This window comes from Pseudomonas sp. A1230 (assembly GCF_044218825.1).
Classification (GTDB): Bacteria; Pseudomonadota; Gammaproteobacteria; order Pseudomonadales; family Pseudomonadaceae; genus Aquipseudomonas; species Aquipseudomonas iridis.
This window is the reverse complement of record NZ_CP162582.1, coordinates 1,067,667-1,091,314: the sequence shown is the minus strand read 5'-3', so window position 1 is coordinate 1,091,314 and position 23,648 is coordinate 1,067,667. Positions and strand designations below refer to the sequence as shown.

At 62.7% G+C, this 23,648-nt stretch carries 3 protein-coding genes; all 3 read right to left on the bottom strand.

From position 1 onward, the window contains the following. Positions 1–63 precede the first annotated feature (63 nt). Genes AB4P97_RS05000 through AB4P97_RS04990 form a run of 3 tightly spaced genes read right to left on the bottom strand, consistent with a single transcriptional unit; the run spans position 64 to position 23,631 of the window. The gene (locus AB4P97_RS05000; protein WP_395602130.1) at positions 64–12,390 is read right to left on the bottom strand and encodes a non-ribosomal peptide synthase/polyketide synthase; all 12,327 of its coding nucleotides are present in this window, start codon (positions 12,388–12,390) and stop codon (positions 64–66) included. 13 nt (positions 12,391–12,403) lie between these two features. Further along, on the bottom strand, positions 12,404–20,233 hold the full coding sequence (locus tag AB4P97_RS04995) for an amino acid adenylation domain-containing protein (RefSeq protein WP_395602129.1): 7,830 nt from the start codon (positions 20,231–20,233) through the stop codon (positions 12,404–12,406). Next, positions 20,230–23,631 carry an amino acid adenylation domain-containing protein gene (locus tag AB4P97_RS04990; RefSeq protein ID WP_395602128.1) on the bottom strand — a complete coding sequence of 1,134 codons (3,402 nt, stop codon included), beginning with the start codon at positions 23,629–23,631 and terminating at the stop codon, positions 20,230–20,232. Before AB4P97_RS04990 ends, AB4P97_RS04995 begins: the two co-directional genes overlap by 4 nt. Positions 23,632–23,648 lie beyond the last annotated feature (17 nt).

Sequence of the window (23,648 nt, the reverse complement as noted above, 5' to 3'; positions counted from 1 at the left end):
TGTATGAGCAAACAAGGGGCGCGCACGGGCGACGCCCCCCACAAGAGTCAGTTCAATTGGCGATCAGCCCACGCGTGCCATGCAATGCTCGATCAACGCCTCCAGCTCACGCTGGAAATCGTTCATCAAGGCATCCATGGTGCCGGCGCGATACCGCTGGCTGCTGTAGATGCAGCGCATGGCCAACTGACCGTCATAGACCTGGCCGACAATTTCCAGCCAGTTGCCCAGGTTGGCTTTGAGGCTGTAGTTGTCACCGGTTTCTTCCAGCGCCGGCACCAGCAACGCCTGCTCGTCGAAGCTCTGGTCGAACTGGCCCAGGTAGTTGAACGTGACCCGCGCTTGCGGCAGCTCGGCCAGTTGCCGGGATACCTCGGCCCCCGCCAGATGACGCAACACGCCGTAGCCGATGCCCTTCTGCGGCACCGCTGCCAATTGCGCCTGCACGTTGACGATCGAACGGCCGATGTCATCGCTGTCTGGACGCAAACGCACCGGGAACATGCTGGTGAACCAGCCCAGACTGCGGCTCAGATCAATGGTCTCGAACAGGTCTTCGCGACCATGGCCTTCGAGCAGGATCAGCGCCGACGGTTGTTGACTCCAGCGGCACAGCGCGCGACTGAGTGCCGACAGCAGCAGATCGTTGATCTGCGTGCCGTACACCGCAGGGGCCTGTTTGAGCAGTTGTTCGGTGTGTTCGCGTGACAGTTTGAGCCGCGCCTGCGCTTGTTGGCGCACGAGGTTTTTGCCGCGCGGGTTGTCGCACGGCAGATCGACGCCCGGCTGATCCAGTTGCTCCAGCCAATACGACAGCTCCTGCTCGGCGATCACCGGCGCCTGGGTCTGTAACGCCTCGGCGAACGAGCGATAACTGCTGGTGCGAATCGGCAGTTTCGGCTCCTGCCCCTGCACGCACGCCTCGTAGGCCACTTTCAAATCGTCGAGCAGAATCCGCCAGGACACGGTGTCGACCACCAAGTGATGAATCACCACCAGCAATCGCGCCTGGCCATCGGGCAAGGCGACGTGCATCACCCGCCAGACCGGCCCGTCGTCGAGTTTCAGGCTGCGCTGGGCGAGGTTGGCCAGCGCTTCGACCTGCTCGCTGTTGTCCGCTTCTCGACGCCAGAGCAACACTTCGCCCTGTTCGTTGAGGTCACAGTAGCGTTGCAACCAGCGCCCGCCTTCGTGGCTGAAACGCAGACGCAACGAGTCGTGATGTTGCTCGACCCAGCTCAGTGCTTGCTCCAGTGCGTCCAGATCCAGCGGCTGGCGCGCGCTCAGCAGCAGCGACTGATTGTAGTGATGCGCCTCGGCCATGCCTTCGGCAAAGAACCACTCCTGAATCGGCAAGAGATTGAACAACCCCTCGGTGGCCACTTGCGTGACGTCCGTCTGTGGCTGGGCCGTGCCCTCCTTCGCCACTTCCTGCTCGACGATGCCGGCGATGGTCTGATAACGCATCAGGTCGCGCAGCTTGAGATCCATCTGCAACGTCGGGTGGTTTCTGACGCGGGAGATCACCTGCAAACTCAGAATCGAGTCGCCGCCCAGTTCGAAGAAGTTATCGCTGATACCCACCTGCTCGACCTGCAGCACCTGCGCCCAGATGTCCGCGAGCAAGCTTTCCTGCTCGTTGCGCGGCGCGATGTATTCCTCGGTTTTGAATTCCGGTTCCGGCAACGCCTTGCGATCAAGCTTGCCATTTGGCGTGACGGGGAAAGCATCCAGGCAGACGATCTGCGCCGGCACCATGTATTCCGGTAACGAAGCACGCAGGCCAGCCTTGAGTTCATCGCCGATGTCTTCGCCAGTTGCGGTGACCACATAACCGATCAGTTGCTTGCCAGAGGCATTGTCACGGGCGATCACCAGTGCATCGGTGACCGATGGCAATTGGCGCAGACTGGCTTCGACTTCGCCCAGTTCGATGCGGAAGCCGCGCACCTTGACCTGATGGTCGATACGGCCGACGTAATCGACCACACCGTCGGTACGCAAACGCACCAGATCGCCGCTGCGATACAAACGCTCACCCGCCGCGAACGGGTTCGGTACAAAGCGCTCGCAGGTCAGGTCCGCACGCCCGTGATAACCCCGGGCGACACCGTACCCGCCGATGTACAGCTCACCGGCAAAACCGGGCGGCAACGGGTTCAGATCCTCGTCCAGCACGTACAACGAACGCGCGCCGACGGCGCGGCCGATCGGAGCATAGGCCGCTTCGCAATGCTGGCTGACCGGGACTTTCCAGAGCATCGGCGTGACCACGGTTTCGGTCGGGCCGTAGCCGTTGGTGAAGTACTCGGGACGCAGCGCAGCCTTGACCTGCTCGAAAGTCTGATCCGGCACCGCATCACCGCCAAAGCAATAGATCCGCACGGGCGGCGGCGCAATGCCGCTGGCCGCCGCATATTCAGCCAGTTGTTTGAGGTAGGCCGGAGGGAAGCAGGCGATGGTGATGCCGTAATCGTGCAGCGCCTGATAGGTCTGCTCCGGCGTCCACAGGCAACCGTCACGGATCACCAGGCGACCACCACTGTACAAGGTGCTCAGCCAGCGCTCATGGGCGCCGTCGAAGGCGAACGACATGAAGTGCAGCTCGCAACTGCTGGCGTCCATTTCGTACAGTTCGGCAATCGCCTGACAGTGCATGCTCAGCGGGCCTTGGGTGACCGCGACGCCTTTTGGACGCCCGGTGGAACCGGAGGTGTAGACCAGATACGCCAGACCCTGCTCGTGAACGCGGCAGTCGGGAACGTGGTCGGCGTAGCGGCTCTCGTCGAGGTGATCGATTTCCAGGCGCAGCAGGCCTTCCGGCGCCGGCAGCGTCGCGCGCAGGCTGCTCTGGGTCAGCAGCAGTGCCATGCCCGAATCTTCGATCATGTATGCCAGACGCTCCGGCGGATACTCAATATCCAGCGGCACGTACGCCGCACCGCTCTTGAGGACGGCGAGGAAGCTCACCACCATCTCCAGCGAACGCGGCAAGGCCACGCCGATCACTACTTCCGGCCCGGCACCGTGTTCGATCAGACAGTTAGCCAGACGATTGGCCCGCTGTTCGAGTTCGCCGTAGCTCAGGCTCATCCCCGCGCATTGCAAGGCAATCGCCTGCGGCTGCTGTTGCGCGTGACGGCTGATCAGTTCCGGCAACAGGGCCGTTTGATGCGAGTGAGCCGGTTCGGCGCTCCAGGCTTGCGCTGCTTGCCATTGCTCGTTGCTCAGGCGCTGCAAGTTGCCGAGGCGCTCGTACGGTGCCGCCAACATTGCGGCAATCGTGTTTTCCATGGTCTTGCGAATACCGACAACGGCCTCGGCACTGAAGTGGCTGCGCAGATACAGGTATTCGATCGACAACTCGTCGCCGAGCATCACCGCGAGGTCCATCGGCACGTTGGTCACGCCATGGCCGATGGATTTGCCGAAGGTCAGGTCGGTGTCGTTTTCTTCCTGCAAACGGTCGTCGATCGGGAAGTTTTCGAACACCACGATGCTGTCGAACAGCGCCTGCCCACCGAGGTTGGACCAGCGTTGTACATCGGCCAGCGGCGCCTGGGAATAATCGCGAATGTCGAGGTTGTAGGCCTGCACTTCGCCCAGCCAGTCCGCCAGACGCTGGTCCGCTTGCGGCGTCTGAATGATCGGCAAGGTGTTGATGAACAGACCCAGCATGTTGCCGACATTCGCCAGGTTTTCCGGACGTCCCGACACTGTGGCACCGAAGGTCACCGTCTGCTGGCCGGTGTAGCGCTGCAGCAGCAGCAGCCATGCGCCCTGAATCAGCGTGTTGGGGGTGATGCGCAGATCGCGGCAGAACTGCAACAGGCCCGCGGTTTGCGCTTTGTCCCAGTTGGAATAGATCGCATCGTGGCCGGCGACATCGACGCTGTGGCGCGGATGCATCGCTTGGCTCAGGGCCGTCGGCTCGTTGACCGCGGCCAGACGCGCCTTCCAGAACAGCTCCTGAGCGTCCTGATCCTGCGCCTGCAACCAGGCGATGAAGTCGCGGTAACGACCGTTCTCGCCGATGATTTCGCCCTTGCCGTAGTACTGCAAAACCTCGCCGAACAGCCGCGAGCTGCTCCAGCCATCCATCAGGATGTGGTGGCTGGTCCAGATCATTTGATACTGATCGTCGCTCAGGCGCAGCAGGGTGATCCGTTGCAAGCGCGCATCGGCCAGGTCGAAGCCCAGGGCGCGGTCATCGCTGGCGAACTCGGCGATAGCCGCTTCGCTGAAGTCGCGTTCGCGCCAGTCGATCACCTGCATTTGCAACGGCGCGTGGCGATGCACCACCTGCAACGGTTTGGCCAAGCCATCCTGCCAATGAAAACTGGTGCGCAGAATCGCCTGACGCACGATCACGAACTCCCAGGCCTTGCGGAAACGCTCCACGTCCAGGCCCTTGATCGGCAGGCTGACCTGTTGCATGTAAAGGCTGCTGCCGTTATCCGACAGCGTGTGGAAGAGCATGCCTTCCTGCATCGGCGACAGCGGGTAGACGTCCTCGATCATGTCAGCCGGCATCGGCAAGGCATCGAGCTGCGCTTGATCCAGTTGGGCCAACGGATAGTCCGCCGGGGTGTCGCTGAGGGAGTCGGCGTGATCGACCGAGACCACCGTGGCGAGTTTCTGCACGGTCTGCTGCTGGAACAAATCTTTCGGGGTGAAACGAATCCCCTGCTGACGCGCGCGGCTGACCAGCTGAATCGAGATGATCGAATCGCCGCCCAAGGCAAAGAAGTTGTCGGTGACGCCGACGCGTTCGATTTTGAGAATGTCCTGCCAGACTTCAGCCAGTTGTTGCTCCAGCGGCGTCGACGGCGCCACGTAATCACGCTGCGACTGGCTGGCGTCAGGTGCCGGCAAAGCCTTGCGGTCGAGTTTACCGTTCGGGGTCAGCGGCAACTGCTCGAGGAACAGCCACTGCGCCGGCACCATGTACTCCGGCAGATGCGCCTTGAGCACGTCCTGCAACGCCTGGCTCAGAGCGTCCTGCTCTTCGAGGCTCAGGTTGCTGTCGCTCGGGACCACGTACGCGACCAGTTGCTGACCGCTCGGACCATCCACGGCCAGCACCACGCCGTCGCGCACGCTGTTGCGGGCCAGCAAACGCGCTTCGATTTCACCCAGTTCGATGCGGAACCCGCGCACCTTCACCTGATGGTCGATGCGCCCGACATATTCGATACGGCCGTCGTCAGTGAAGCGGGTCAGGTCGCCGGTGCGATACATGCGCTCGCCGGTTTTCGACAGCGGGTTCGGCACGAAACGTTCAGCAGTCAGACCCGGGCGGAACAGATAACCACGGGTGATGCCGTCGCCAGCCAGATACAGCTCGGCCGCCACTCCAATCGGCGCTGGCTGTAATTGGCCGTCGAGCATATACGCGGTGGTGTTGACCAGCGGCCGGCCAATGTTCGCTTGGCCACCGAGTTCACGGCGAGTGCAGGTCGAATACGTGGTGTCTTCCGACGGGCCGTACAGGTCGTAGACGTGCGCCACTGCCGTCTCGCGGTAGAGCGTGTCGACCAGACTTTGCTTCAGTGGCTCACCGGCCAGGTTGATGATGCGCACGCCCTGCGGAATCTGCCCGATGCGTTGCAGTGCGGCAATCGCCGACGGCACGGTGTTGATCAGGCGTACCTGATCACGCTCCGGCAAGTCCGGCAACTCCAGTGCATTGCGCGCCATGACGATCGAGCCGCCGCGTGCGAGGGTGACGAAAATCTCCCACACCGACAGGTCGAAGCACACCGACGTCGAGGCCAGTACACCTTGCAGATCGTCTTCGCTGTAGACCTCGGCAGACCAGTGAATAAGCGCCTGCACATTGCGATGAGCGATGGCCACGCCCTTCGGTTTGCCGGTGGAACCGGAGGTATAGATGACGTACGCCAGATTGGCGGAGTCGCCCTGCGCTGGCAGATTGTCCGAAGACAACTCGGCAAACGCCTGACCGCCCGCCTCGACCAATACCACTTCGGCGTCGGTCTGCGGCAATTGCGCCAGCAGCGACTGTTGCGTCAGCAGGACTTTTGCCTGGCTGTCGTCGAGCATGTAGGCCACGCGATCAGCCGGATAATCCGGGTCCAGCGGCACATAGGTGCCACCGGCCTTGAGCACCGCCATCAAGGCGATTACCAGCTCCGCCGAACGCGGCATCGCCACGCCCACGCGGATTTCGGGGCCGACCCCGAGCACCTGCAGATGACGGGCCAACTGGTTAGCGCGCTGGTTGAGTTCGGCGTAGCTCAGGGCCACGCCGGCGTGACTCAGGGCCTGTGCGTGCGGATGCATTTGCACGCGGGCTTCGAAGCTTTGCGGGATCAGACGTTCAGCCGGATACGTGGCGTGATTGTCGTTCCACTGCGCCAGTGTCTGGCGTTCAGCGACCGACAGCAGGCCGATCTCGCCCAACAGCCGTTGCGGCGCCTCAAGGAACTGACGCAGCACTTCTTGCATATGCGCCGCCAGCCCCTGCACGCTGCGCTCGGCAAAGTGTTCGGTGAGGTAATTGAAGTCCAGATTCAACACGTCGCTGGCCCCGGCGATCAGGGTCAGACCGTAGTTGGTTTGCTCGCGGTGCTCTAAACCTGCGAAACGCAGGCCACCGGGGTTGGCTTCCAGCGCTTCGGACACCGGATAGTTTTCAAACACCAGCAAGGTGTCGAACAGCGCTTCGCCGCTCAGTTGCGCCAGACGCTGGATGTCCTGCAACGGCGTCTGCTCGAAGTCACGCAGCAACAGGTTCTTGTCCTGCACGCTGCGCACCCAGTCGCCGACGCTGACCGTGGCCTGCGGGCTGGCGATCACCGGCAAGGTATTGATGAAAAGACCCAGTTGCTGCTCGATGCCCGGCAGATCCACCGGGCGCCCGGACACGGTTGCGCCAAACGCTACGGTGGCCTGGCCGGTGTAGCGTTGCAGCACCAGCAACCACGTCGCTTGCACCAGGCTGTTGAGGGTCACTTGCTGCTGACGGGAGAAACTGTTCAGGCGCTGAGTAAAGACTTCGTCGAAATGCAGACGATGCATTTGCTTGCCCGGCCCCGGCACGGTACGCCCATGGCAGGCCGAAGCCAAACGGGTCGGCTCGTCCAGTTCAGCCAGTTGCCCGCGCCAGAAATCCTCTGCGCCGGCCTTGTCCTGACCCTGCAGCCAGACCAGGAAGTCGCGGTAACGACCCTGTGCACTCGGCACCGGGTGACCGGCGTAATCCTGCAATACCTCGCCGAACATCCGCGAGTTGCTCCAGCCATCCATGAGGATGTGGTGGCAGGTGAAAATCAGACGATGACGGTCATCGGCAGTACGTAGCAGGCACAGGCGCAACAGAGGCGGGTTCTGCAGATCGAAACCGCGCTCACGGTCGGCCTGCGCCCGCGCTTCGAGCACGGCCGGCAGATCCGTCACACCGCGCACATCGACTTCCGGCATTTCCAGGGTCAACTGCCGGTTGATCACTTGCAGCGGCGCATCGAGGCCGTCGCGACCCCAGATGAAACCGGCGCGCAGCACTTCATGGCGATCCACTACGCGCTGCCAGGCTTGCTGGAAGCGCGCCACGTCGAGGCCGTCGATGTCCAGCAGCATCTGATAGACATAGGCGCTGGCATCGGCGTCGTACAGGCTGTGGAACAGAATGCCCTGCTGCATTGGCGCCAGCGGATAAATGTCCTCGATGCGCTGGGCAGCGATCGGCAGGCTGTCCAGATGCGCTTGGGACAACCCCGCCAGTGGCACGTCGGACGGCGTCAAACCACCGCTCGGGTGGCTAAGGCAATGGTCGATCAACTCGCCCAGCGCCACTTCATACGCGCGGGCCAGCGCGTTGATGGTTGCCTCTTCAAAGACATCGCTGCTGTAGGTCCAGGTCAGGCTCAGTTGGCCCTGATAGACCCGACCGTCGATGGTCAGCCAGTTGGCCATCGGCGCGTTTTCGTCCTGGCCGGCGCCCTTGTCTTCGGTGGCCGGCACCCACAGGGCGTCGGCGTCGAAGTTGTTGTCGAACTGGCCGAGGTAGTTGAACGTCACCTTCGGTTGCGCCAATGGGTTCAGGGAAGCTTGCGCCTCGGGGCTCCCCAAGTGACGGAGCAAGCCATAGCCGATGCCTTTATTGGGGATCGCGCGCAGTTGCTCCTTGATGCCCTTGATCGACGCTTCGAGATTGACCTCGGGGCTCAGGCGCACCGGGAACATGCTGGTGAACCAACCCACCGTGCGGCTCAGGTCGACGTCGTCGAACAGGTCTTCACGACCGTGACCCTCAAGCTGCACCAGTGCGCTGTCGGTGTGGGTCCACTGGCACAAGACCCGGGCGAGCGCGGTCAGCAACAAGTCGTTGACCTGGGTGCGATAAACCGCTGGCGCCTGCTGCAGCAACTGACGGGTGCGTTCGGCGTCCAGACGCGTATCGACACTGCGTTCGAAACAGTTGCTCAACTGGCCCTGCGGGTTGTCCAGCGGCAGTTCGACCGACTCATCGCGCAGCTGCCCGCGCCAGTAATCCAGTTCGCTTTCCAGTTCAGCGCTGCGGGCATACTCCTGCAGACGCTTGCCCCACTCCTTGAACGCGCTGGTCTTGGCCGGCAGACGCACGGCTTGCTCGGTGCTCAGTTGTTGATACGCGGTTTGCAGATCTTCCAGCAGGATCCGCCACGACACACCATCGACCACCAGGTGATGGATCACCAGCAGCAAGCGCTGGCTGGCGTCCGGCAAATCGACCAGCGCCGCGCGAATCAGCGGGCCATCGAGCAAATCGAGGCTGCGTTGCAAGTCCAGGCACAAGGCCGGCAATGCCGCGCTGTCGTCCAGCGTAAAGGTGCGCAGCAACGCTTGCGCTTGCTCCGCAGGCGCATGGCTCTGTTGCCAGCCATCGCTGGATTGGCGATAACGCAGGCGCAGGGCGTCATGGTGCCGTTGCAGATGCTGCAAAGCCTGCGCAAGCGGTGCCGCTTGCAGCGCGGTGGCCGGGGTCAGCAGGATCGACTGGTTCCAGTGATGCCGCACCGGGATGTCGCTGTTGAAGAAATAATGCTGGATCGGCGTCAGGACCGCGTCGCCCAGTACCTCGCCCTGCTGGGTCTGCACCGCATCGCTTTGTTGCGCGACGGTGGCCAGACGCTGCACGGTCTGGTGCTGGAAAATGTCCTTGGGGGTGAAGCGAATGCCCGCCTGACGGGCGCGGCTGACCACCTGAATCGAAATGATCGAGTCGCCGCCCAGCTCAAAGAAGTTGTCGTTGAGGCCGACCCGCTCGACCTTCAACACGTCCTGCCAGATCTCGGCCAGACGCTGTTCGAGTTCGTTGCGCGGTGCCGCGTACGCTTCCTGCACCTGGGCGACGTCGGGCTGTGGCAGTTGCTTGCGATCGAGTTTGCCATTGGCCGTCAGCGGCAGACGTTCAAGGAACGCCCAACTGACCGGAACCATGTAATCCGGCAGGGATTGGCGCAGGTGAACCTTGATCGATTCGCGCAGCGCGCCCTGCCCTTCGGCGTCCAGCGTCTCGTTGGCGACAATCCAGGTCGCCAGTTGCTGACCGCTGAGGCCATCGACCGCCAGCACCACCGCCTCGCGCACTTCGGGGTGCTTGAGCAGTTGCGCTTCGATTTCCCCGAGTTCGATACGAAAGCCGCGGATCTTCACCTGATGGTCGATACGGCCGATGTATTCGATCACACCGTCGCCGCGCAACCGCGCGAGGTCACCGGTGCGATACAGACGCTCACCCGCCTGCGGATTGAACGGATCCGGCACGAACCGCGTAGCAGTCATTCCCGCCTGATTCAGGTAACCACGGGCCAGGCCGGCGCCGGCGATGTACAACTCGCCGATGCAGCCTTGCGGCACCAGGTTCAGCGAGTTGTCGAGCAAGTACCACGACAGGTCGACAATCGGCTCGCCGATCGGGCTGCTGTGGCTATGCTGCAAGTCGGCCAGCGACAACGGCCGGTAAGTCACGTGCACGGTGGTTTCGGTGATGCCGTACATGTTGATCAGCGTGGGGGCACAGTCGCCAAAACGCTCGAACCACGGACGCAGGCTCTGCACTTCCAGCGCCTCGCCACCGAACACCACATAACGCAGCGCGTTATCGCGTGTCGACTCGCTGGCCACCTGCATCAACGGCTTGAACGCCGACGGCGTCTGGTTCAGGACGGTGACATTTTCGTCGCACAGCAGGGTGTAGAAATCCTCCGGGGAGCGGCTGACGTCGTGGGGCACCACCACCAGTTTGCCGCCATAGAGCAGCGCACCGAAGATCTCCCACACCGAGAAATCGAAGGCGTAGGAATGGAACAGTGTCCAGCTGTCCTGTGGACCGAAATCGAACCAGTGTTCGGTGGCGCTGAACAGGCGCATGACGTTGCTGTGCGGCAGCAGCGCGCCCTTCGGTTTGCCGGTGGAGCCGGAGGTGTAAATGACGTAGGCCAGATTATCCGGCGTAGTCAGGCACACCGGGTTGGTGTCGTTGCCATGTTCTGGCGTTTGATTCAGATCGAGGCACGCCAGCCCCTGCGGAACCGGCAATTGCGCCAGCAGATGTTCTTGGGTCAGCAGCAACTCGATGCCGCTGTCTTCGATCATGTGGCTCAGACGATCATCCGGGTAACCCGGGTCCAGCGGCACATAGGCGCCTCCGGCCTTGAGCACCGCGAGGATGGCGACGATCATGTCCAGCGAACGCTCAACGGCGACACCGACGCGCACGTCCGGGCCGACGCCACGCTCGATCAGCACATGCGCCCACTGGTTGGCGCGGCGATTGAGTTCTGCGTAGGTCAGGCGTTGCCCGTCGCAGGTTACGGCCACCGCATCGGGATGACGTTCGGCCTGGGCTTCGATGGTTTGGTGAATGCATTGCTCGACCGTTTGCTCGACCAACGCCGGGTTCCACTGTGCGAGCAATTGTTGCTGCTGGCTGCCATCGAGCATCGGCAACTGGCCGATGCGCTGCGTCGGCTCGGCGACGATGGCCTGCAACAGTGCGGTCCAGTGTTGCGCCAGACGCTCGATGGTTGCCGCGTCGAACAGATCGGTGGCGTACTTGAGCACGGCTTCGATGCCATGCGCCTGTTCGGTTGTGTTGAGGGTCAGGTCGAATTGCGCGGTCTGGCTCTGCCATTCCAGTGGCTCGATGCTCAGGCCGTTCAGACGCGTCTCGACGCTCGCGCGGCGTTCGGCCTGGTGGTTGAACATCACCTGGAACAAAGGACTGTGGCTCAAGCTGCGGCCCGGCTCCAGCGCTTCGACCAGTTGCTCGAACGGCAAGTCCTGATGGGCTTGCGCTTGCTGCGCGGTTTGCTTGACCTGACGCAGCAGATCGACAAACGGCAGTTGCCCGTCGATGTCGGCCTTGAGCACCTGAGTGTTGACGAAGAAGCCGATCAGACGCTCGATTTCCACCCGCCCACGGTTGGCCACCGGCACACCGACACGAATGTCGGGCTGTCCGCTGTAACGGTGCAACAAAGCCTGGAACGAGGCCAGCAGCAAGACGAACAGCGTGACGTTTTCCTTGCGCGCAAAGGCCTTGAGCGCGTTGCTCAGCGTCGGGTCGAGAATCAGGTTATGGCTGGCGCCGGCGAAGCTTTGCTCGATTGAGCGCGGGCGATCCATCGGCAGTTCCAACACCGGTTGCTCGCCGCCCAGCTTCTCCTGCCAGTACGCCAGTTGCCGCTCCTGCTCACCGGCCTCCATCCACTGCCGCTGCCACAAGGCGTAGTCGGCGTATTGAATCGGCAAGGCCGGCAGACCGGCGTCGTGACCGAGATTGAAGCCAGCGTAAAGCTGCACCAGCTCTTCGATCATCACTTGCAGCGACCAGCCATCGGACACGATGTGGTGCAGGGTCAGCACCAGTACATGATCATGCGGGGTGACTTGCAGCAAGGCCGCGCGCAACAGCGGGCCGTGCTCCAGGTCGAAAGTTTTCTGGCTCTGGGTCTGCACGAACGCCTGAATTGAAGCCTCAGGGTCGTTCGCCAGCGCAGCGCTCAGTTGATGGATCTCCAGTGCAAAGGGTCCTGCGGGCAGGACCACTTGCAAGGGTTGCCCGGTTTCCTGAGTGAACACCGTGCGCAGGGTTTCGTGTCGTTCGATCAGCGCCTGGACGCTGCGCTCCAGCGCAGTCACATCCAGCGGCCCCTGCAAACGCAGGGCCGTCGGAATGTTGTAGGCCGCGCTGTGCGGCGCCCACTGCCAGAGAAACCACTGGCGTTGCTGAGCGTAGGACAGCAACAGCGGCTCTTCAGCCGTGCGCTTGAAAACCGGGGCAATGTCAAAGAGGTTGACGCCTTTCTGCTTGAGCAGAACCGCCAGAGCCTTTCTTTGCTTAGCCGAAAGTTGTCCTACCGACTCGATTAACTCTTGCACGCGTTTTTCCCTCTCAAGAAATCAGTTTTTCCAGATCATCGAGGGATAGACGTTTGAGGGCCTCCAGGGATTTAGCCAATTCATCCTGAACGGGCGACATTTCGACGCGCAAGGCCTCGATCCGCGCACAGAACGCCTTGAGGGTGTCGGTTTCGAACAGCTCTTTGAGCGGCACCTTGTCGCCCAGACGCTCCTTGATCCGGGTCACCACCAGCGTGGCCAGCAACGAGTGGCCGCCGAGCTGGAAGAAGTTGTCGGCCAGGCCCACCTGTTCGACCTCCAGCACCTCTTGCCAGACCGTCGCCACCTCCCACTGCAAATCGGTCTGCGGCGCCTGATAATGCTGCTGTGTCGGGCTGTCGCCCAACGTCATCAAGGCCTTGCGATCCAGCTTGCCGTTCGGGGTCAGCGGGATGGCTTCGATCAGGTGCAAGTGTCCCGGCACCATGTGCGCCGGCAAGCGGCTGGCCAGCGCGTTGCGCAAGCGTTCCGCCAATGCGTGCTGATCCGTCACCGCCTGCGCCGCCACGACGTAGGCATGCAGGTGTTTGCCGGCGGCACCGTCCTGAGCGAGCACCACCGCTTCGCGGATTTCGTCCTGCTCCAACAGCCGCGCTTCGATTTCGCTGAGTTCGATACGGAAGCCGCGAATCTTCACCTGATGGTCGGCCCGGCCGATGTACTCGATGTTGTCATCACTGCCCTGGCGCACCAGGTCGCCGGTGCGGTACAGCCGTTCGCCGTTGCTGGCGTACGGGTTCGGCACAAAGCGTTCGGCGGTCAGTGCCGCGCGCATCAGATAACCACGGGTCACCCCGGCACCGCCCAGATACAGCTCGGCGGCCACGCCGTTCGGCAGCACCTGCAACTGGCTGTCGAGCAGATAAGCCACGGTGTTTTCCAGCGGCCGACCGATGTTGGCCTGCCCTTGCGCGGTACGCAGGGTGAAAGTCGAGTAAGTGGTGTCCTCTGACGGCCCGTAGAGGTCGTAGACCTGCTTGACCGATGTGCTTGCGTACAAACTGTCCACCAGATTTTGCTTGAGCGGTTCGCCAGCCAGATTGATCGTGGTGACCGAATCTGGAATCTGCCCGGCGCGTTGCAATGCAGCAATTGCCGAAGGCACTGTGTTGATCAACGTGACCTGCTCGCGGGCCGGCAAATCGGCCAGCGCCAGCGCGTTGTCCGCCAGCACCAGGCAACCACCGCAAGCGAGGGTGACGAAGATCTCCCAGACCGACAGGTCAAAGCAGATCGACGTCGAGGCCAGCACGCCGCGCAGCTGCTCCTCGCAATAGACCCCGGCCGACCACTGAATCAGCGCCGAGAGGTTGCCATGGGTGATGGCCACGCCTTTCGGTTTGCCGGTGGAACCGGAGGTGTAGATGACGTACGCCAGATTCTGCGCCGACACTTTCGCCAGCGGAGCCGTGGACGGGAATTCGCTCAGCTCGCCCTCTTCCACCAGCAGCACCTGTGCGCTCAGTGCTGCGGGCAACATCGCCTGCGCCGCCGGCTCGGTGAGCAGCACCGCGGCGCGGCTGTCATCGAGCATGTGCAGCAAACGTTCCTGTGGATAATCCGGGTCTAGCGGCACATAAGCGCCACCGGCCTTGAGAATTGCCAACAGGGCCACGAGCATGTCCGGTGTGCGTCGCATGCACACACCCACGCGCACCTCTGGCCCGACCCCCAGCGTTTGCAGCTTGTGCGCCAAACGATTGGCCCGGACATCGAGTCCTTGGTAATCGATCCGTTGCTCGGCGAACACAATGGCGTCCGCCTGCGGTTGCCGCTGCACTTGCGCGGCGATGTGTTGCAGCACGCTGCGTGAATCCAGCGCCTTGACATCGGCCCGCCCCCAATCGATCGCGTATTGAAGCTCAGGCTCTGCGAGCAATTGCAGGGTTCCCAACGGTTGCGTGGCATCAGCCAGGAACTGCGCCAACAAACTCTCAAGCTGTGCACTCAATGCAACGACTGTCGTCGCCGCGAAACTGGCCTGATCGTAACTGACCCCCAGACTCAGCTCGCGACCGGTGACCGCTACCAGCGTCAACGGGTAGTTGGTCTGCTCCTGACGGCGAATCGCCGAGAACGTCAGGCCGGTGGCCGGACCTTGTTGCAGGGCTTCGGCCATCGGGTAGTTCTCGAACACCAGAATGCTGTCGAACAACGCCCCATTACCCGCTCCCGCCCAACGCTGGATATCGTAGAGCGGCGTGTGTTCGTGCTCGCGCAGCGCCAGATTGAGGCTCTGCACCTGTTGCAGCCACTGGCTGACAACGATGTCGGCGGACGGCGCTGCCACCACCGGCAAGGTATTGATGAACAGACCGATCTGCTGCTCGACGCCTGGCAAGTCGGTCGGACGGCCGGCCACCGTGGCGCCGAACGCGACGTTGTCCTGACCGGTATAGCGCTGCAACAGCACCAGCCACGCCGCTTGCACCAGAGTGTTGAGGGTGACTTTCTGCTCGCGGGCGAAACGGTTCAAATCAGCCGTCAGTTGCTCACTGAACACATGCTCGTGATCGGCGTAACCACTGGCACTGCACTGCCCGCCAGACACGGCATTGGCCAGACGCGTCGGCTCTTCAAGGTCAGCCAGGGCCGCCGTCCAGAAATCGCGGCTGGCTTGCTGATCGCGCTGGCCGAGCCATTCAATGTAGTCGCGATAGCGTCCCTGCCCGACCACCGGGGTCATGCCGGCATAACGCTGCAGCACTTCACCGAACAACTGCGAGGTACTCCAACCGTCCATGAGGATGTGGTGGCAGGTGTAGATCAAGTGATGCGTCGAGTCGTCCGTGCGCACCAGCGTCACCCGCAACAGCGGCGCGGCGGTCAGGTCGAAACCACTGGCCAGATCGTCGCTGGCCAGTTGATCCAGAGCCGTACCGAGGTCATCGCGACCACGCCAATCCTGCAAGCGCCATGGCATCTGCGCACTCTGGCGAACCACTTGCACCGCAGCGGCGGCATCTTGCGGCCAGACGAAAGCCGTGCGCAGGATTTCGTGGGCGTCGACGGTTTGCTGCCAGGCCTGACGGAAACGCTCGGTGTCCAGATTCCGTACATCGACACGCAGTTGGTTGGTGTAGGCCGGGCTGTCCGGATCGTTGACGCTGTGGAACAGAATGCCCTGCTGCATCGGCGACAACGGGTAGAGATCGACGATGTCGCGGGCCGGGATCGGCAGTGCCGACAGTTGCGCCTGAGTCAGCGTCGCCAGACTGAAGTCCGACGGCGTGACAGCGGCCTCGCCACTGTCGCAGCAATGCTCGATCAAACGCTCCAGCTCACGACGATAGGCTACGGCCAGGGCTTCGATGGTTTCGGCACGGTACATGCCCGTACCGAAAGTCCATGTCAGTTCCAGCTCACCGCCATAGACCTGACCGTCGATGCTCAGCCAGTTGCCCAGCGGCGCCGCGGCGTCCTGATTGGCCCCGGTGCTTTCACCTGCCGGAATAAACAAGGCGCCTGCGTCGGCATTGAACGCGCCGTCGAACTGGCCCAGATAGTTGAACGTCACCCGTGGCTGAGCCAGCCCCTGCAACTCGGCGGATCGGGTCAAATAGCGCAGCACGCCGTAACCGATGCCTTTGCCCGGCACCGCACGCAATTGCTCCTTGATCGCGCAAAGAGATGCGCCCGGCTGCGCTTGGGGGGTCAGGCGTACTGGGAACAGGCTGCTGAACCAACCGACCGTGCGACTCAGATCGACTTCATCGAACAAGTCTTCGCGACCGTGCCCTTCAAGTTGCACCAATACCGAAGGCTGTTCACTCCAGTCGCACAACACCCGCGCCAGCGCGGTCAGCAGCAGGTCGTTGATTTGTGTGCGATAGGCAGCAGGGGCGACTTTGAGCAGCTTGTGAGTCAGCGCCTGGCTCAGGCGCGAACTGGCCCGGGCCGCTTGCCCACGGGCCTGACGCTCTTGCGGGAAATCCTGCGGCAGTTGCGCGTCACCCGCCTCCAGGGTTGTGCGCCAGTATTCGCTCTCAGCAACCAGCGCCTCGCACTGCGCATAACGCTGCAGGTGTTCAGCCCAGCTGTGCAGCGAAGTGCCTTTGCCCGGCAAGACCATCGCGGTACCGGTGGCGAGCGCGGTATAAGCGTGCTGCAGATCTTCCAGCAGAATGCGCCACGACACGCCATCCACCACAAGGTGATGGATGACCAGCAACAAACGTTGCTCGGCGTCCGGCAGGTTCACCAGCACGGCGCGCAGCAAACGCCCCTGTTGCAGATCCAGACTCCGCTGGGCCTCATCGGCAAGGGCCGGCAACGACGCCAGACTGTCCAGTTCGCGCACCCACAACAACTCCGGGTCACGCTGGGTCTGCGGCAGTACCTGCCACGTATCGCCCGACGCCTGGAAATTCAGCGCCAGCGCGTCATGCTGTTCAACCAGCGCCGTCAGCGCGGTGCGCAGGTGATTGGCGTCAAGAGTGGTAGTCGGCTGCAACATCACTGACTGGTTCCAGTGCTGACGCCGGGCAATCTCGGTCTCGAAGAAGCGCGCCTGAATCGGCAGCAATGGCAGCGGCCCACGCGCCGGCTGCGCGCTGGCAACCGCTGGTTTGGCTTCGATCAGTTTTGCGACGGCGGCCAATTGGCCGACCGTCTGTTTTTCGAACAGTTGCTTGGGGCTCAACTTGATGCCTTGGCGCTTGGCCCGAGCAATGATTTGCAGACTGAGGATGGAATCACCGCCCAGCTCGAAAAAGTTATCGGTGCTGCCGACGCGCTCAAGCTTCAGCACATCAGCCCAGATCGCCGCCAGCTTCTCTTCGATCTCACCCACCGGCGCGACGAAATGCTGAGTGACCACCCCCGGCACCGGTAAGGCACGTTTGTCGAGTTTGCCGTTGGCCGTCAGCGGCAGTTGCTCCAGCAGGACGATCTGCGCCGGCACCATGTAATCGGGCAAACACGCTTGCAGTTGCTCGCGCAGCGCCTGCGCCTGCAATGTCAGACTCGCCGCCGGCACGCACCACGCCACCAGTTGCAGCCGCGCCGGATCGTCATCCAGTGGCAGCGCCAGCACCGCCGCCTCACTGACACCCTCGAGCCCGAGCAGCACCCGCGCGACCTCCGCCGGCTCCACGCGATAACCGCGCACCTTGACCTGATCGTCGGCGCGGCCGATGAATTCCATCGATTGCTGACGATTGCGACGTACGCGGTCACCGCTGCGGTAAACCCTTGCACCCGGCGCGCCGAACGGATCCGGGAGGAAACGCTCTGCGGTCAGCCCCGGCTGGTTCAGATAACCCAGCGCCACGCTGTCACCACCGATGTACAGCTCGCCGGCTACCTGATCGGCAACGTTGTTCAGTACGTCGTCGAGCACATAAACGTGAGCACCGGCCAATGCGCTACCGACCGGTACGCTGCGCGTCAGGGTCAGATCACCGACTTCATGGGCCAACACGCCCACCGTGGTTTCGCTCGGTCCATAGTGGTTGATGACGCGGCAGCCCGGTTTAAGCTGACGCACGCGCTCCACCAGTGCCGGCGCACACGCCTCACCGCCGACGATCAGCGCGTGTTCCGGCAGTACGTCGGCAGCCCGTGAGGCCTGCAACAAAGCGGTCAGATGGCCCGGGACGATTTTCAGCATGCCCACTTGATGCGCGGCCATGTACTCGGCAAAGAGATCCGGATCGAAGCCCAGTTCCTCCGGCAATACATGCAGCAGCCGCCCGGAGCACAGCGCCCCGAACAGCACGGTAAAACCGAGGTCCGCCGCGATGGTGGAGACGAGCGCCATGCTGGCGTCCGGTGCCGGCGCCAGACGCTCCAGCACACCGCGCACATAGCTGGCCAGCGCACCGTGGCTGACCAGTACACCTTTGGGTTGTCCGGTGGAACCGGAGGTGTGGATGACGTACGCCGGCGATTGAGCGCACAACGTCACGGCTGGACAGGTGCCCGCCGCCATTGACTGCCACTGCTGCGGTGTAAACGCGATGCCCTGACAGCCGTCAACCGCCAGCCCGCAAACACGTGCATCGCCTTCGGCGCATAACAGTACCCGCGCGTTGGCAGCGCCGAGCATCTGCTGCAAGCGTGCGTCCGGCGCCTTGACGTCCAGCGGCATGTACACCGCGCCAGCCTTGAAGATCGCCAGCACACAGGTCAGCCAATCCAGCGAACGCTCCATCAGCACTGCCACCGGTTGGCCGTCGCGCACGCCTTGGGCGCGTAAATGATGGGCCAGGCGATTGGCCGCCTGATCCAGCGTCCGATAACTCAAGACTTGATTCAAATCGCGGGCAGCCGCCCCTTCAGGCTGGCGGGTGACTTCACGATCCCAGTGCTGCAACACCGACAGTGCCGGCTCGGCAACTGCTGGCAGTGCCACAGGTGAGATCAGCGCGACGCTGTGCAGCGGCGCTTGCGGCGCTTTCAGCAATTCACTGAACAGACCGAGCAAGGCCGGCACAAAACCGACAACAGTCTGCGCGCGATAGAGGTCGCTGGCATAAGTCATCTGACCGTGAATCAGCGTGCCGTCGTCGGTGATGTCCAGCGCCAGATCGAAGTGGGTGCCGTCCTTGTCCAGCGAATATTCCGCCACGCTCAATCCGGGCAGGGCCATCGCACGCTGCTTCTGCATGCCGACGTTCTGGTTGAACTTGACCTGAAACAGCGGGTTATGGCCCAGGGTTCGCTCTGCGACCAACTCGTCCACCAGTTGCTCGAACGGCAGCTCCTGATGCGCCTGGGCGCCGAACGATGCTTCACGCACCCGCGCCAGTAGATCCGTGAAACTGCCGCGCTCATCCACCTCACAACGCAGCACCTGAGTGTTGACGAAGAAGCCGATCAGCCCTTCGACTTCGGCACGTCCACGGTTGGCATTCGGCACACCGACACGAATGTCGCGCTGCCCGGCGTGTCGCGACACAAACAGCGAAAAACCCGCCAGCACCAGCATGAACAGACTGATGCCCTGACTGCGGGCAAACGCGTTGAGTTGCCGCGACAGGTCCGCACCAAAGTCAAAGCTCAGAGTCTGGCCTTCGAAGCTCTGTGTCAGTGGCCGGGCGAAGTCCGGCGCCACTTCCAGTAGCGGATGCTCCTCGCCCAGCTGCTGGCGCCAGTAATCGAGTTGGCGCTCGCCCTCGCCGGCTTCCAGCCAGCGCCGCTGCCAGATCGCATAGTCGGCGTATTGCAACGCCAGTGCCGGCAATTGCGGCTCGCGCTCCAGGCTGAACGCCTGATAGCACTGCACGAACTCCTTGACCATCACGTCCATCGACCAACCGTCGGAGACGATGTGGTGCATGCTCACCACGAGCACGAACTCTTCGGCAGCCAAGGCAAACAGACTGGCTCGAAGCAACGGCCCGTGGCGCAAGTCGAACGGCCGCGCCGTGACGGTTTGCACCTGTTGCGCCAAGGCCGGCTCGCGCTCAGAAGCAGGCAGCGCCGTGAGGTCGATGCGTTCCAGCGCAATCGGTTGTTGATCCAGAATTACCTGATGCGGTTGATCGCCGTCGGTCTGGAACACCGTGCGCAGCACTTCATGGCGCGCCACCAGAAAATCGAAGGAGCGTTGCAGCGCCGCTTCGTCCAGACGCCCGTTCAGACGCAGGCCGGCCGCCATGTTGTACGCGGCGCTTTGTGGTTCCAGCTGCCAGAGAAACAACAAGCGCTGCTGCGCGAACGACAACGGAATCGGCGTGACTTCGTGACGGCTGACTGGCAGTGGCAACAGGCTGAAATCCTTGCCGTCCTCGCGCAGTTTGGCCAGAAACAGACGACGCTGCTCCAGCGGCAAGCCGACGAACCTTTTCGCGATGCGCTCCGCCATAGTGCCGCTCATACTTCTTCTCCTTCCAAAGCATTCATGAACTGATCCATGTCGGACCAGTCGTCGTCCGTTGCACTGTCAGCCAGGTGCGCCAGCACCGCCGCCAGATCAGCCAGCAACGGTTTTTCGAACAGGCTGCGTAGCGGCAACACCACGCCCGATTGACTTTTGATACGCGCAATCACTTGTGCGGCCAGCAGCGAGTGGCCGCCCAGCTCAAAGAAGTGATCATCCAGACCGACCCGCGACACTTGCAGGACCTCTGCCCAGATCTGCGCCAGTTGCTGTTCGGTGTCCGTTTGCGGTGCGCGATAGTCGCCTTGCAGTTGGCTCGGATCCGGTGCCGGCAACGCCTTGCGGTCGAGCTTGCCGCTTGGCGTCAGCGGCAGATTCGGCAACAACAGCAAGTGCCCCGGCACCATGTAGTCCGGCAGATGGGCTTGCAGCGCGGCGCGTATTTGCTGGCGGAACGCCGACTGAGTGGCGGCGCTTTCCAGCACGGCCTGATCGCAGACCACGTACGCCACCAGTTGCTGACCACCGCTGAGCGGCACTGCCAGCACCACCGCTTCGCGAACCCCTGAGCACTGCTGCAGGCGCGATTCGATTTCGCCCAGTTCGATGCGGAAACCGCGAATCTTCACTTGATGATCGACCCGGCCGACGTACTCCAGCGCACCATCGGCACGCAGTCGCGCACGGTCACCGGTGCGATACAGGCGTTGGCCAGCGGCGAACGGGTCGGCGATAAAGCGCTCGGCACTGAGCATCGGCTGACGGTGATAACCACGGGCGAGGCCCGGGCCGCCGATGTACAACTCGCCCACCGCGCCTTGCGGCAGCAGGTTCAAATGATCATCGAGCACGTACAGGCGACGGTCATCCAGACCTTGGCCGATGGGAATGCCGCGCCACGACACAGCGTCCGCCGTCAGTGCCGTGCAGTCATGAATCGTCGAGACCACCGTGGCTTCGGTCGGGCCGTAGGTATTGAGCAAACGCACATGGCCCAAACCGGCCTGTTGCCACAGACGCAAACCGTCCACCGCCATGGCCTCGCCACCGACGTGAATCTGGCGCAACGCACCGAAATCGGCCGGTGGATTAGCGGCGTATTCCTGCACCAGCCAATACCAGTACGCGGCCGGCAAATCGGCCAGAGTGATGCCGTGGTCGACTATCACTCGATGCAACGTCGCGCTGTCCCACAGCTGTGCATCGCGTAGCACCACGCCAGCGCCATGGCACAGTGGTGGAAAAAACTGCTCGACGAAGCCATCGAAACTGCTGGTGGCGAACTGCAGGACGCGGTCACCTTCGCGCAGGTCGCTGTAACTGATGGCGCGGGCGATGAACTCACTCAGCGCACCGTGGCTGACCGCGACGCCTTTCGGCCGCCCGGTGGAACCGGAGGTGTAGATCACGTAGGCGAGGTTTTGCGCTTCGACCGTCACCGACAGATTGTCGACGTCGTCACTGTCGGCCAGTTGCTCCAGGCACAGGCAATCGACACCATCGAGGGGCGGCAGGCTGGCGAGGCTGACGCTGTCGGTCAGCAGCAGTTTCAGGCCGCTGTCATCCAGCACATGGCGCAGGCGTTCGGCCGGGGTTTGCGGATCCAGCGGCACATAGGCGCCGCCGGACTTGAGCACCGCCAGCAAAGCCACCGCCAGTTCCAGCGAGCGCCCTAACGCGACGCCGACCAGCACGTCAGGGCCGACACCCCGCGCACGCAACTGATGCGCCAGACGGTTGCTGCGGGTGTTCAACTCGGCATAGGTGAGTGACGGCAACGGTCCGGTCGCCAGAATCACCGCCGCTGCCTGCGGCGTGCGCACCACTTGCGCGTCGAACAGGGTTTGCACGCTGGCGAAATCAGGTTCCGACGCAGTGGCCTGAATCAGCTGTTTACGCTCGGTATCTGCCAGCAGCGCGACGTCGCCGACGAATTGCTGCGGGTCGTGGCAGACGGACACAAGAATGTTGCGCCAATGCCCGGCCATTGCGGCGATGGTCGCGGCATCGAAGATATCGGTGGCGTAGGTGAAGGCGGCGAACAGTTGCTCGCCCTCCTCGCGGGTGTCGAGCATCAGGTCGCTGGTGGCCGCGTGTTGCCGACCGCTGCCGGCCAATTGCGCTTCGCTCAGATAGTCCACCTGCAAACCGGACTCAAGCTGCACGTGCTGCAAGTCAGTCACCAGCGGCTGGTGGTTGAACATCACCTGGAACAGCGGATTATGGCTCTGACTGCGCGCCGGTTGCAGGGCTTCGATCAGGGCGTCGAACGGTAGCTCCTGATGGACCTGGGCGCCGAGCGCAGCCTCGCGCAGGCGCTGCAACAGCTCGGCGAAGCGGGTTTGCGGGGTGACTTCGCTGCGCAGAATCTGCGTGTTGACGAAGAAGCCGATCAGGCCTTCGGTCTCGCTGCGGGTGCGGTTGGCAATCAGACCGCCGACGCGAATATCGGTCTGGCCACTGTAGCGATGCAGCAAGGTCTTGAACGCGGCCAGCAGTACCACGAACAGGGTCACGCCCTGACGCTGGGCAAGGCTTTTCAGTTCTTGGCGCAGCGCGGCATCAATCACCGTTTCCAGACGCGCGCCCTGATGACTCGATTGTGCCGGATAGGCGCGGTCGGTCGGCAACTCCAATACGGGATGCTCGTCGCCCAGCTGTGTGCGCCAGTAATCCAGTTGCCGCTCGCGCTCACCCGCCTCCAGCCAGCTGCGCTGCCACAGCGCGTAATCGCGGTAATGCACAATCAGCGCCGGCAACGACGGCTCACGCCCCGCAACGAGGGCGTCGTAGGTGCGCATGAACTCATCGATGAGAATGTTCATCGACCAGCCGTCGGCAATGATGTGGTGCAAGGTCAGCAGCAGCACGTGTTCCTGCTCGGCCAGACGCAACAGCCGCAGGCTCAACAGCGGGCCGTGTTCCAGGTCGAACGCTTGCGTGGCCTCGGCCATCATGTGCTGTTGCACCAGCGGCCAACGCTGCGCCTCGGGCACGCGGCTCAAATCAGTGAGCGGTAGTTGCAATGCCTGCGGCTCGGCCACACGCTGGAAGGCACGTTCGCCGGCCTGACCGAAGGTGGTGCGCAGGCATTCGTGCCGCGCCACCAGCAGGCTGAACGCCTGCTCCAGGGCCTGCACCTGCAACGCGCCGTTCAGGCGTACCGCCATCGGCAGGTTATAGGAGGCACTTTGCGGGTCCAGCTGCCAGAGAAACCACATCCGCTGCTGCGCGTAAGACAGCCCTTCGCGCTCGGCGATTCCCTCACAGGCCGTCATGGGCAGCTGCGCAAAATCAATGCCTTCGCGAGCCATACCGGCGAGAAACAAACGTCGTTTGTCCTGCGGTAATTCGATAAAACGGCGGGCTAGTTTCTGTGCGTCTGCGGCATTCATGCATGGGGTCCTTGCTG

What these genes read in the sequence shown, in the direction of transcription:
- AB4P97_RS04995 (WP_395602129.1), bottom strand. Translation starts at nt 20,233, where the DNA reads ATGAGCGGCACTATGGCGGAGCGCATCGCGAAAAGGTTCGTCGGCTTG.
- AB4P97_RS04990 (WP_395602128.1), bottom strand. Translation starts at nt 23,631, where the DNA reads ATGAATGCCGCAGACGCACAGAAACTAGCCCGCCGTTTTATCGAATTA.